The 12,553-nt window shown below is 36.8% G+C and carries 10 protein-coding genes; 4 read left to right on the top strand and 6 right to left on the bottom strand.

The annotated features are described in order from the left end of the window. Window positions 1-68: 68 nt before the first annotated feature. The 4 genes from KAS42_02225 to KAS42_02210 are packed head-to-tail and all read left to right on the top strand — an operon-like array spanning window position 69 to window position 5,402. Window positions 69-2,765: a valine--tRNA ligase gene (locus tag KAS42_02225; GenBank protein MCK4905048.1), complete on the top strand. Its 2,697-nt coding sequence runs from the start codon at window positions 69-71 to the stop codon at window positions 2,763-2,765. A gap of 3 nt (window positions 2,766-2,768) precedes the next feature. Further along, window positions 2,769-3,044, top strand: coding sequence for a DNA-directed RNA polymerase subunit omega (gene rpoZ / locus KAS42_02220; protein MCK4905047.1), 276 nt, complete (start codon window positions 2,769-2,771; stop codon window positions 3,042-3,044). A 55-nt stretch (window positions 3,045-3,099) separates the two neighbouring features. Continuing rightward, window positions 3,100-4,383 carry a bifunctional phosphopantothenoylcysteine decarboxylase/phosphopantothenate--cysteine ligase CoaBC gene (gene coaBC / locus KAS42_02215; GenBank protein MCK4905046.1) on the top strand — a complete coding sequence of 428 codons (1,284 nt, stop codon included), beginning with the start codon at window positions 3,100-3,102 and terminating at the stop codon, window positions 4,381-4,383. After that, window positions 4,365-5,402, top strand: coding sequence for a 6-phosphofructokinase (locus tag KAS42_02210; protein MCK4905045.1), 1,038 nt, complete (start codon window positions 4,365-4,367; stop codon window positions 5,400-5,402). Before coaBC ends, KAS42_02210 begins: the two co-directional genes overlap by 19 nt. A gap of 110 nt (window positions 5,403-5,512) precedes the next feature. Here KAS42_02210 and KAS42_02205 read toward each other — a convergent pair whose 3' ends face one another. From KAS42_02205 to KAS42_02180, 6 genes are all read right to left on the bottom strand, one after another. Continuing rightward, window positions 5,513-6,757 (bottom strand): hypothetical protein, encoded by a 1,245-nt coding sequence (locus KAS42_02205; protein MCK4905044.1) that lies wholly within the window; start codon window positions 6,755-6,757, stop codon window positions 5,513-5,515. Between the two features lie 8 nt (window positions 6,758-6,765). After that, window positions 6,766-7,725 (bottom strand): acetyl-CoA carboxylase carboxyltransferase subunit alpha, encoded by a 960-nt coding sequence (locus tag KAS42_02200; protein ID MCK4905043.1) that lies wholly within the window; start codon window positions 7,723-7,725, stop codon window positions 6,766-6,768. A gap of 89 nt (window positions 7,726-7,814) precedes the next feature. Continuing rightward, a complete protein-coding gene (locus KAS42_02195) occupies window positions 7,815-8,966 on the bottom strand; it encodes a L,D-transpeptidase family protein (protein MCK4905042.1) in 1,152 nt (383 codons plus the stop codon). A 139-nt stretch (window positions 8,967-9,105) separates the two neighbouring features. Continuing rightward, window positions 9,106-9,408 (bottom strand): bh protein, encoded by a 303-nt coding sequence (locus KAS42_02190; protein ID MCK4905041.1) that lies wholly within the window; start codon window positions 9,406-9,408, stop codon window positions 9,106-9,108. A gap of 38 nt (window positions 9,409-9,446) precedes the next feature. Further along, window positions 9,447-11,105, bottom strand: coding sequence for a 30S ribosomal protein S1 (locus KAS42_02185; GenBank protein MCK4905040.1), 1,659 nt, complete (start codon window positions 11,103-11,105; stop codon window positions 9,447-9,449). A 205-nt stretch (window positions 11,106-11,310) separates the two neighbouring features. Next, complete coding sequence (locus tag KAS42_02180; GenBank protein ID MCK4905039.1) at window positions 11,311-12,369, bottom strand: M42 family metallopeptidase; 1,059 nt, start codon at window positions 12,367-12,369, stop codon at window positions 11,311-11,313. Between the last annotated feature and the right edge of the window lie 184 nt (window positions 12,370-12,553).

Genomic DNA, 12,553 nt, shown 5'->3' with positions numbered 1-12,553 from the left:
CCAATATGTTATGGACTCTTACAAACACTTGAATTAAGAGGGTTTTTATTGTATAAAGGGGGCTTAAAATGCAAGAAATATCCCCACGGTACAATCCCAAAGAAGTAGAAAATAAGTGGTTTACCTTCTGGGAAGAAAGAAAACTTTTTGAAGTTCATACTTCTTCTCCCAAGAAACCCTATTGTATTGTTATTCCTCCACCCAACGTAACGGGTTCCTTGCATATGGGACATGCCCTAGGCGGAACGATTCAGGACATAATAATACGTTTTAAGAGAATGCAGGGATTTGACGCGCTTTGGATACCGGGTTGTGACCACGCTGGTATTGCTACGGAAAATGTCATAGAAAGAGAATTAGCCAAGCAAAATATAAACAAACACGACCTTGGAAAAGATAAGCTTATAAGTAAAATTTGGGATTGGAAAGAACAACAGGAAAAGAGAATAATCAAACAACTTGAAAAGTTGGGATGTTCTTGCGATTGGTCCAGGTTTGCTTTTACGATGGACAAAGAACATTCTAGAGCGGTAGAAGAAGCTTTTGCTCGGTTATTTAAAGACGGATTGATATATAGAGGTAATTATATTGTTAACTGGTGCCCGCGCTGTAGAACCGCTCTTTCTAATGTGGAAGTGGAATATCGAGAGACTGAAGGTAAATTGTTCCATATAAATTATCCCTTAAAAGATGGCAAGGGGCAACTCACTGTGGCGACTACAAGGCCGGAGACAATGTTTGGTGATGTTGCGGTTGCAGTAAATCCTAAAGACAAAAGATATAAACGGTTTATAAATAAGACCCTTATTTTGCCTTTGACGCAAAGGGAAATACCTGTAATATCAGATGAAAGGGTTTCAATTTCATTCGGGACAGGTGCCGTTAAAGTAACTCCTGCCCACGATCCTGCAGATTTCGAGATGGGCAAAACGCACGGTTTGGCTAATCTTGTAATTATGGATAAAGAAGGCAAAATGAAACAAGTTCCTAAAAAATATGAAGGACTTGAGCGATTTAAATGCAGAGAAGAAGTAGTCAACGATTTAAGGGAAGAAGGATATCTTGTAAAAATTACTCCTCATTTACATTCAGTAGGGTATTGTGACCGTTGCGGGACAATGATAGAGCCGTATCTATCTACCCAATGGTTTGTTGATGTTCAAAAACTTAAAGGTCCTGCTGTTAAAGCGGTAAAAAGCGGCAAAATAAAATTTGTTCCCGAAAGATGGACTAAAATATATCTTGATTGGATGGATAATATAAAAGATTGGTGTATTTCAAGGCAAATATGGTGGGGACATACCATTCCTGTATCCTATTGCGAAGATTGTAACGAAATTATGCTTAATAGAGAAGTTGTGGATGGTAAATCTTGCAAAAAATGCGGCAGTAAAAACATAACCAAAGAAACAGATGTATTAGACACCTGGTTTTCTTCAAGCCTATGGCCTATGTCAACTCTTGGTTGGCCACAGGATACTGCTGACTTGAAACATTTTTATCCGACTTCTACTCTTGTCACAGCATATGACATTATATATTCTTGGGTATCAAGAATGATTTTAATGGGACTTAAATTTAAGGGTGATGTTCCTTTTAGCACTGTTTATATTCATCCCATAATCAGGGATAAAAAAGGCAGAAAAATGTCAAAGTCCAAAGGCAATGTTGTCGACCCTCTGGAGTTAATAGAAGATTTCGGAACAGATGCGTTAAGAATGGCGCTTGCGCAGCTTAATACCGGAGCCGGACAGGATATAATTTTTTCTCTGGATAGGTTCGAAGGTATGAGAAATTTCAGCAACAAGATATGGAATGCTTCCCGATTCGCTATTGGAAACCTGGGGGATGGATTTAAACCTGTAGAAGACATATATGAACTTTCCCTAGGGTTGGACGAGAAATTTGTTTTAAGAAGGGCAGAAGAAGTCAATAAAAAAGTTACAGAACTATTGGAAAACTTTAAATTCAGTGAATCGGCAGAGTTGCTTTTTAAATTTTTCTGGCACGAGTTTTGTGACTGGTATATAGAATTAATCAAGTATAAATTCAGGAAAGAAAATGGTCATTTGGACCCGAATCCTGTTTCATCCGAAACGGCGCAAGTCAGCAGGCAGACATTGTTCTATGTTCTGGATAAAATAGTAAGATTATTGCACCCTTTTATGCCTTTTATAACAGAAGAAATCTGGAGTCATCTTTCGCAGTATAAAAGCGGTAATTTTTCTGAAAGCATTGCAATTGCGCAGTGGCCAATTTCTAAAATCGATAAAACGGAAAATAAGGTTGTTGAGGAGGCGACCTGGAAATATGAAGTTATTCAAGTAAGCAGAAACATTAGAGCTGGGCGGAATATCTCGTTTCATGAAAAGTTGAATCTTGTTGTTGTTCCATCTTCGCAAGAGGAAGAAGTAATTTTCACAAAAGAAAAAGACAGCATAATGTCGGTTATAAACGCTGAAGATATCCAGATAAAAAAAGAAATATCTGCTAAAGAGAAGTTCTCTTCTCAAGTTACTTCGTCGGGAACTTGTGTTTATATTTTATTAAAGGACATAGATTTGGAAAGGGAGAATATAAGGATAAAAAAAGAATTGTCGAAAATGGACGAGGGACTGATAAGAATAGAGAAGAAATTAGCGAACCGAGATTTTATGTCAAAGGCGCAGCCGAGCGCAATAGAGAAATGTAAAGCAGAAAAAGAAGAATCCTTAAAAAAGAGAGAAAAGTTATATCAGATACTAAAAACTATTGGGGGGAAATAAAAAATGGTAAAAAAAATAGAAGAGAAAAAGAAACATTCAGATAGCTCAAGTGATAAGGTTGAGAATGTTTTCGAATTGATTACTTTGGCAAGCAAGAGGGCGAGGGAATTGGTTTCGGGCTCACCCAAACTAATTCAGGCAGAAATCGAAGGTCCTATGCAAATAGCTTTGGAAGAAATTGAGCAAGGTAAGATAACGATTGGCAGAAAACCAAACATTCCCGAGAAAAAAGAGAAGAAGAAAGAAAAGAAAAGCAAAGCAAAGCAAAGCCTGAAGTGATATAAAATCCTTTTTCAATTAACTAGAAAATTTGTCTTATAGAAAGTAAAAGCAAATGATGTTTGAGGGTAAGAAATTTATATTAGGTGTGACAGGTAGCATTGCCTGTTATAAATCGTGCCAATTGTTAAGAAAATTACAGGAAGAAGGCGCGCAGGTAAAAGTTGTGATGACGGATAATGCTACTAAATTTATTAATCCTCTGACTTTCCAAACGCTTTCTGGAAATCCTGTTTATTTGAAGATGTTTAATAAACTGGACAAAAATACCCAGATTCAGGCCTCAAACCATGAGGAACTTGTTCATATCAAACTTACGCAGTGGGCTGATGCGATGTTTGTAGCTCCTGCTACTGCCAACATAATATCGAAGACAGCGTGCGGTATAGCCGACGATTTACTTTCTACGCTTCTTATTTCTTTCCAAGGTCCTATAATCTTTGCTCCCGCAATGGATGAGGGTATGTATAAAAATGTAATTTTTAGAGAAAATTTAGGTAAATTGAAAGATAAGGGCTATTATATAGTTCCTGTTGATAAAGGCGTTTTAGCAAGCGGTAAAACAGGAGAAGGAAGGTTTGCTTCAATAGAGGATATTATAAAAAATATTAAGCATGCCTTGTCAGCAAAACCTGCCCGCGGCGATGTTACCTTGGGACAAGCAGGCGGGGAATATCTTAGAAGCGTGAAAATTCTAATAACTGCAGGAGGTACTCGGGAATTCCTTGACCCTATTCGTTTTATTGGGAATGCTTCATCAGGCAAGATGGGTTATGCTTTGGCTCAAGTGGCAAAAATAAGGGGAGCAGATGTTAAATTAATTTCAGCCCCAACTTTGCTTTCTCAACCAGATGGAATTGAAATTATAAATGTTGTAACTGCAAGGCAAATGAGAGATAAAGTAATCCAAAATTTTGCTTCAACTGATGTATTAATAATGGCTTCTGCGGTAGGTGATTTTAGATCTAAAACCCTTATAAAACAGAAAAGAAAAAGAGCAGAAGGGCAGTGGGATATTAAACTTATTCCTAATTCCGATATATTATTAGAAGTCGGTAAAATTAAGAAAGATAAAATAACAGTCGGGTTTTCGATAGAAACAAAAAATCAGATAAATGTAGCTAAGGAAAAATTGAAAACAAAGAATCTTGACTTGATTGTGGCAAATGATATCAATATTAAGAACTCGGGTTTTTGCAGTGACACTAATAAAGCTATTTTAATCAGTAAAAACGGGAAAAAAGAAGAATTGCCGCTACTTTCCAAAAAAGAATTGGCGGATAGAATTCTTGATAAAATACAAAACATCGGGAGGAACAAATGGAAAAACAGAAAATAGGTATACTGACCGGCGGGGGAGATGCTCCTGGGTTAAACGCTGTAATACGCGCTGTGGTAGTAAAAGGCGAAAAACTGGGGTACGAAATAATAGGAATAAAAGACGGATGGCGCGGACTTCTTGAAAAAAATATAGAAAAAATAACTACAGAAACAGTAGAAGATATTCATCGCGAAGGCGGAACAATTCTTGGAACTTCAAGGACTAATCCGTACAACGAAGAAGGCGGCGAGCAAAAAGCGATAGAGAGTATACAGCAACTGGGTCTTTATGCTTTGGTGGTCATAGGCGGAGACGATACGCTTGGAGTTGCAAGTAAACTCAGTAAAAAGGGAGTAAAAGTAGTGGGAGTTCCTAAAACTATAGATAATGACCTTTCGGCTACGGATATTTGTTTTGGTTTTGATACGGCAATAAATCGTGTATCTGAAGCAATAGACTCTCTTCATACGACTGCAAAATCTCATCATAGAGTTTTAGTGGTAGAAGTAATGGGGCGACATGCCGGTTGGATTACTCTTGAAGGCGGAATGGCAGGGGGAGCTCATGTAATCCTACTTCCTGAAGAACCATTTGATATTGAAGAAATTTGCAGAATAATAAACAAGAGAAAAGAAAACGGCAAACTTTATAGTATTGTTGCGGTTGCCGAGGGCGCTCTTCCCAAGGGAGGCGAGAAATTCTTTACTCAAGCCGAAGGAACTGATTCCTTTGGTCATGTAAAATTAGGTGGAATCGCAAAAGCTTTGGAAAAAGAAATCGAAAAAAGAACGGGAGTTGAAACTCGTTCGGTTATTTTAGGGCATTTACAAAGAGGAGGTTCTCCTTCGGCATTTGATAGATATTTTGCCACCAGATTAGGGCTTAAAGCAATAGATATTGTTAAAAAAACAGAGTTTGGCAAAATGGCTGCCCTTAGAAAAGGGGAACTTGTCGCTGTCCCTCTTGAAGAAGCGGTTGGCGAAATGAGAATTGTCGATAAGGACTTATTAGATGAGGCCAAGGTTTTCTTTGGATAAATATCTCCTCATTGTGTTCGGAGACCTGATTGCAGAGATTATCAAATACAGATTACACAGATTAAAAGTAAGAAATCTATGTAATCATATTGCGGAAGCAGGGCAAACGTTTATTCTTTATAGAAAATTATATCGCCTGTGCTGTCTTTAGATGAGTAGCTGGATATTTGCCCGAAGTCGTTTTTTAAATCATTGCCTATGCTATGCATTATCCAACCTTTGCCTTTTCTTTGATAAATAAAAGGCTTTGCGCTGAAAGGGTCATTCGGCAAATAGGGAAGATAGGTTGGGACAAGGTCGGAGAGTTTTCCCGGATATTGCTTGTTTTTATTATAGTAATATTCCAATCCGATAATTATAAAAGTTGCGTCTCTCTCCGTGTCTAGTCGCCCACACTCTATATACATATTCCTCAAGACAGGCATAAATATTTGTCTTACCGGATTTTGGGGATTTTCTTCCAATGCCCATGCTTTTAATCCTTTATTGTAAGGTAAATTGATATCTTCCATGGCGTTAACATAACAGGCTCTAACACTTTGCTCTACATCTTCTTGAGTATATCCGCTTGCTTGGTAGCTCTCTATAAATTCTTGCCAGTCTATTTCAGATAACAATAAAGGTGAAACGTTGAATTTGATATCAACGAATTCCTTTTTCAATATTTCTTTGAAATGTTTCCTGACATCTACGTTCTTTTGTAAGGATTGGATATTTTCTAAAAGGTGGGGATAATTTGGTCTATTTGTTTGAAGGAAAACAGTATCTCTTAAATTCTTGTATCCGTTGGATTCTATCGCCATTCCCATTCTTTTAGATAAGGAATTGCCACCTTTTTCCAAAAGTTGTCCAAATCTCGCGATGTCAAAACAACATTGCATGGCTTTGACGTAATCCTTTTTATAAATTTGGAATTGGAACTTTAAATTTAATAATCTTGTAAGTTCTCTTAATCTATCAAGAACGAAAAGACATTCTCTGCGCTCTTCGTAGTTTTTAAATGCAGGAAGAGTTAACTGCTTTTTACCCAAGCCGTTTTGAAACTCTTTAAATGCAGGTTCGTTATCTGAAAGTAATTTTTCCAGATTTTTATTTTCTTCTCCCCATCCTTTTTTTAATACTTTTGTGAATATATGAAAATTTGACATGTCGGCCGGGACTATAAGTTCTGAAGCCGATTTGAAATTTCCATATGCGTCTTGGCTTGCAACTTTTTGTTCTTCCTGCGATAGCCGAGTTTGTGATGCGTTAGGAAGAGAAGACCTTTGCCTTGATCTATCCTCTTTTAAGGAAGTAGTAGCGCATCCGCAGGAAAAAATGAGAATTGTTAAAAAAGCCCAAATTAGTTTTTTCATTGCTTTGTTTAAATTGTAGAATATTCCCCTATTTTTCTATATTTTTCATATCTTTGACTAATAAGTTTTTCAGTTGGCATAGAACAGAGTTCCTCAAACGCCTTTTTTAAAGTTGTCTTGATGTTCTTTGCGGTTTCTTCGGGGTTTTTATGACTTCCTCCAAGTGTTTCGGGAATTATTCCATCAATTACGCCGAATTTTAAAAGGTCTTTACCTGTAATGCCTTGCAGTTCTGCCGCTATTGTTGCCTTTGATACATCTCTCCATAATATGGAACTACATGCTTCGGGACTGCATACGTAATAAACAGAGTATTCCAGCATATAGATATAATTGCCCATGCTTATACCTAAAGCTCCGCCGCTTCCTCCCTCTCCGATTACTACTGTAACTATCGGAACAGTCAAAGAAGCCATTTCTTTTAAATTTGTTGCTATAGCGCAAGCTTGTCCTCTTTCTTCTGCACCTATGCCTGGATATGCGCCAGGAGTGTCAATAAAAGTTATTATTGGAAAAGAGAATTTTTCAGCCAATTTCATTAATCGCAGTGCTTTTCTGTAACCTTCAGGATTGGCCATCCCGAAATTGCGTTTTAAATTTTCTTTTGTGTCTCGCCCCTTTTGATGTCCGATTACAACCACTGTTTTTTCATCCAAAGAAGCGATGCCTCCTACAATTGCAAGGTCGTCGTAAAACGTTCTGTCTCCATGCAATTCTATAAAGTCTTCCATTACAAGCCCAATGTAATCAAGAGTGTATGGACGTTTGGGATGTCTTGCTATTTGAGTTCTTTGCCAAGCGGTTATATTTCTGAATATCTCCATTTTTTTACCATTAACTTTTCCCTCTAAATCTTTTATTTCTTTTGATAAATCAAATCCCTCGTCGGAACTGGAAGATTTCAGTTCCTGAATCCTTTTTTCCAGTTCTATAATCGGTTTTTCAAATTCAAATTCTTTTATATGCATCTATTCCTCGCCTCGCTCGGTTAGTTTACAGTGGACAGTAACCAGTTTACAGGAAAATCACGCCGTTATTACCGGTTACTATATGCTGGTTACTGGTTACTTTTTATAATTACTCCAGTTCCAATTGTAACAATATCATAAATTTCTTCCAAGTCGCTTTTTACCATTCTAATACATCCGTTACTTATATATGTGCTTATGTCTGAAGGTTCAATAGCTTCATGGATGCCGTAATGGGTTTTTTTACCTGTTTCCCATAACCCCATCCATCTTGAACCCAAAAGATTTTGTGCTGAATGAGGCGGCACTACTCCTCCTCTTGCAGGATACCACGTAGGATCTTTAATTTTTTCTCTTATTTCGAAAGTCCCCAGCGGAGTAGGGGTCTCTTTTGCTCCAACAGCTATTTTGTATCTTTTGAATGATTTATCGTCGTAACGTAAAAATAAATCTTGTTTGTCAACATGCACCAAAATAGAAAATTTATTGATAGTGATTTTTAGTTTTTGGCTGGGTTTTATGACGCTATTTGGCAGATTATTTGCTCGCATCAACAGAGCAATCGTTGTACTAAATTTTCTGGATATTGAAAACAAACTATCTCCTGCTTTTACTGAATAAATTTTGCTTATATCGGTAGCAAGGGGAGAAAACAATAGATTTATATTAATTTCGCCAAGTTTATCTATAGTTATTTCTCTGATTTTTGAAGAATAATCTAGGTTTTCTATTATTTCCTCGCAGTATTGCTTTGCTTTCTCAAATTCTCTTTTGGCTATGTATATGTCTACGGGACCTAATGTTGCATTTCCGGCTAACGAGTGAGAGGGGAATTTTTCTGTAATTTGTGAGTAATAAAATTGCGCTTCTTCAAAATTTGCTTCTCTTAATCTTTGTTGGGCAAACTCGTAATATATTTCCGGATGATGGAAAGAGTATTTAGAATTCAAAACCTTGTCCCAATATTTTTTAGCTTCTGTTATTTCGCCTGTTTTTTGATAGCAAATCCCGATTTGATAAAGAATTTCCGTTTGTGTTTCCCCTTTAATTTTAGGATAAATAGCTTTTAGAATTGTCAATGCTTCTGCATATTTTGAATCTCTTAGGAGAGCATTGGCTTCTTGATGTCGGATTTGATGCAGTTGGTTTCTCTTATTTTTAATTAATAACGTACTGCCTATTGCTATAAAAGCTAAAAGCGCGATTATAAGAACGGGAGATAGTAGGTTTTTGGCTTTCATTTAAGACGTGATTATATCCCTGCCTATCTATTTTGGCGGGGATTTTAAAAAAGATTACAGTGATTTTAAAATTGCTTCATTTTTGTAAGCTGTATTTGATAATCTCCGCCTGCCAATATTATGGTAGCTGGGTCTGCAATCATTTTTCTTTAATAATTTTAAAAAGCTCCTTTGCCATACGGTAAGGTTTTGATGCAATCCTAAACGGCAGAGAAGTTAACAAAGACGATAAGTCTTTTCTCAATTCGTCTGTTAGCCTTTCAGGTTTAGTGAAAAGCCTTTTGAGAACATTAGAAGTGTAAAATTTTAATATTTTTTCTTTGTCGATACGAAGCTGTGTATTACAGAGATTACATTCAATTTTATGAACATAATCTCCTACATATGTTATAACGTGTGGGGTTTCTTTTTCGCAGTGCAAACAATACAGATTTGTCTTAATGACTTCCGTTTTCAATTTTTTGTTTGACCCGTAGGGGATTAGGTTGTCTTCTCGCCTGCTTGTCCCAATGTAATATCGGGGCGGACAGGTTTCTTTAACTTCTTTACCAGACTAAGCCCGATTTTTCTTTCTTCAGAACTAATTCTTACAATTGTTACCTTTATTTTATCATCTACCTTAAGTAACTCTTGAACGGATACTACTTCCCCCTCTTGTTCAGTGGCATTGGGTGTTTCGTCTTTTATTTGAGATATATGTAAAAGTCCTTCTATTCCGTCTCCAATTTCTACAAATGCGCCGAAATCGGTTACTTTAGTAACCGTTCCTTTTATTTCCATTCCCACTTTATATTTTTTGTCAATCTCTTCCCAAGGGTTAGGTAAAAGCTGTTTTCGGCCGAGTGATATTTTCCTTTGGGTAGGATCTACATCCAAGACCAATACTTCTAACTTTTCCCCTTTTTTGACTGATTTGGAAGGGTGCTCTGTTCTGGGAGCCCAAGACAAATCGGAAACGTGTATTAACCCTTCTATTCCTTCTTCCAGTTCAACGAATACTCCATAATCGGTAATTGTTCTCACCTTGGTCTTAATTTTAGTTTCTTTAGGATATTTATCTTTTATCTTAAGCCATGGGTCGGATTCTGTTCTCTTTATAGACAAAGCAATCTTGTTATTTGCTTTATCTATATTTATGACCATTGCTTCTACTATCTCGCCTATACTCAACATCTGTGATGGATGAGATATATGTTTCGTCCAAGACAATTCCGATATGTGAACAAGTCCTTCAATACCTTTTTCTAATTCAAGGAAAATCCCGTAGTTAGTTATATTGACAACAGTTCCCTTAACCTTAGCATTAAGGGGGAATTTTTTCTCTACCAATTCCCATGGGTCGGCACTCTTCTGTTTTAATCCTAACGAAACTCGTTTTTTCTCTTGATCTATTTCCAATATTACTACTTCTACTTCTTCGCCTATTGCCAAAACCTCCGAAGGATGAGAAATTCTACCCCAAGAAATATCAGTAATATGAAGCAGGCCATCAAGTCCACCAAGATCTATAAACGCGCCAAAATCGGTGATATTCTTAACTTTGCCTTTAACAATGTCCTTTAACTTTAAGGTTTTAAGAAGATGTTTCCTTGACTGGTCTCGATTTTCTTCCAGATAAGCTTTATGAGAAACTACTACATTTTTTCTCCATTGGTTGGTCTTGAGGATCTTAAATTCTTTTTCTTTCCCTACTAAATCATCTTGATTTTTTAATGGCTCTATATCTACTTGCGAGGAAGGCAGGAATCCCGGAATACCCACATTGACAATAAAACCACCCTTGATTTTTTTTGTAATTTTGCCCTTAATGGTTTCGCCGGAATTATAAGCTTTCTGAATTTTACCCCAATTTTTAATAAAATCTGCTTTTTCCAAAGAAAGGACTACCATACCGTCTTGGTTTTCTTTGGATTCGACGAGAACCTCCATTTCGTCTCCAACTTTTAACTCTTCCGGAGAATCAAAATTAGATAAGGAGATAATTCCTTCGGATTTATACCCGATATCTATTAAGGCTTCCCCTTTACTGATTTGGACTATTTTGCCTTTCACAACTTCTCCAACAGAAATAGATTTTACAGTGGAGAAGTACAATTCTTCAAGGGACTGCATATCTTTTTTGGATTCCATTACTTTCATTTAACCCCTTACTCCTATTTTTAGAGTATTTGTTTGTGATAACAATTTAAACAAGGAAGCGTATGTTATTTGAATTTATCGGTTTTGTCAAGCGTTCCCGCCTGCTACGAAGCGGGCAGATCCACTTGACCTGTCTTGCCGTCAAAGTGAGAAAATTTGTTAGATAATTTTTTTTCTGAATTCTGTCTGCTGAATTCTGAAGTCACTACGGTGTAAAATCCATCCCGGGTTTTATTCTTTTTATCAAAGCAATAATCAGACGTGCTGTATAGTCAAGGTCTTTGGTGGAAAGCAATTCAACTGGCGTATGCATGTATCTCACAGGGACGGAAACAAGCGCAGTTGCAACACCCTCTTTTGTTAATTGCATAACATTTGTATCAGTTCCTGTTCTTCCCGGTTCGCCTAAAATTTGACAGGGAATTTTTTCTTTCTTGGCTGTATCTATCAAAAGATTAAAAAGTTTTGGATTAATATTTGCGCCACGGCTTATAACAGGACCTGAACCAATTTTATATTCTCCTGTTTTCTTTTTGTCGACACAAGGATGGTCTGTTGCATGGGCCACTTCGATGCAAATACCTATATCAGGTTCTACCCTGAAGGTAGAAGGGATTGCTCCTCTTAGCCCTACTTCTTCCTGAACGGTAATTACTCCGTAAACCGAGGAAGACAATTTTTTGTCTTTAAGTCCATCCATAATTTCTGTAACAAGATAAACACCCATTTTGTCGTCAAAACCTCTTGAAATCAGAAAATCGTTCTTAAGAATATCCATGCCTTCTATAAAAGTTATAGGGTCTCCTATACTCACTAATTCTTGGGCTTGTTTTTTGCCCTTCGCGCCAATGTCTATCCATAAATCTTCCATTTTGGATATTTTTTCTCTTTCCTCTTTTTCCATTAAGTGGATTGCTTTTTTACCCGTTACGCCCAATATCTTGCCTTTTTTCGTATTAATATAAACTTTTCTTCCCGGTATTATATGCAAATCTATTCCACCAATAGTTGTAAAATATATAAATCCCTCGTCGGATATAAATTTAACCATAAGCCCTATTTCATCGCAATGGGCTGCAAGCATAATTCTTGGCTTTGCGTTTTTATTTAAAATCCCCGTCAGATTTCCCATAACATCAATAGAAGTATTCTTTGTAATTTTTTTCATTTTGTTTGCAACAACCTTTTGAACTGCTGTTTCAAAACCCGAAGGAGATGGAGTTCCCACGAGCTCTTTTAAAAATTCTAAAGATTCTTTGCGCATTTTTCTCTCCTTGCACCCCTGTTTGTCCGCCAAAGATGCAATGGCGGACTAGGGGTACTAAATTTATTTTTGTATTTCATGCACTGTGTATATTATCATCTTTACAGTAAACAGTCATTTCCTAAGAAGAATAAATTCTGTAATATAGAAGTATCTAAAATGCAGAAGTTCAGAAACATAATGG

The organism is bacterium, from assembly GCA_023135785.1.
Taxonomy (GTDB): Bacteria; CAIJMQ01; CAIJMQ01; order CAIJMQ01; family CAIJMQ01; genus CAZNJA01.
Note: the sequence above shows the minus strand (reverse complement) of the source record. Positions and strands in the feature narration are given on the sequence as shown.

Coding starts and splice junctions, on each gene's coding strand:
- rpoZ (MCK4905047.1), top strand. CDS start 2,769: ATGGTAAAAAAAATAGAAGAGAAAAAGAAACATTCAGATAGCTCAAGT.
- KAS42_02205 (MCK4905044.1), bottom strand. CDS start 6,757: ATGAAAAAACTAATTTGGGCTTTTTTAACAATTCTCATTTTTTCCTGC.
- coaBC (MCK4905046.1), top strand. CDS start 3,100: ATGATGTTTGAGGGTAAGAAATTTATATTAGGTGTGACAGGTAGCATT.
- KAS42_02210 (MCK4905045.1), top strand. CDS start 4,365: ATGGAAAAACAGAAAATAGGTATACTGACCGGCGGGGGAGATGCTCCT.
- KAS42_02225 (MCK4905048.1), top strand. CDS start 69: ATGCAAGAAATATCCCCACGGTACAATCCCAAAGAAGTAGAAAATAAG.
- KAS42_02195 (MCK4905042.1), bottom strand. CDS start 8,966: ATGAAAGCCAAAAACCTACTATCTCCCGTTCTTATAATCGCGCTTTTA.
- KAS42_02185 (MCK4905040.1), bottom strand. CDS start 11,105: ATGAAAGTAATGGAATCCAAAAAAGATATGCAGTCCCTTGAAGAATTG.
- KAS42_02200 (MCK4905043.1), bottom strand. CDS start 7,725: ATGCATATAAAAGAATTTGAATTTGAAAAACCGATTATAGAACTGGAA.
- KAS42_02180 (MCK4905039.1), bottom strand. CDS start 12,369: ATGCGCAAAGAATCTTTAGAATTTTTAAAAGAGCTCGTGGGAACTCCA.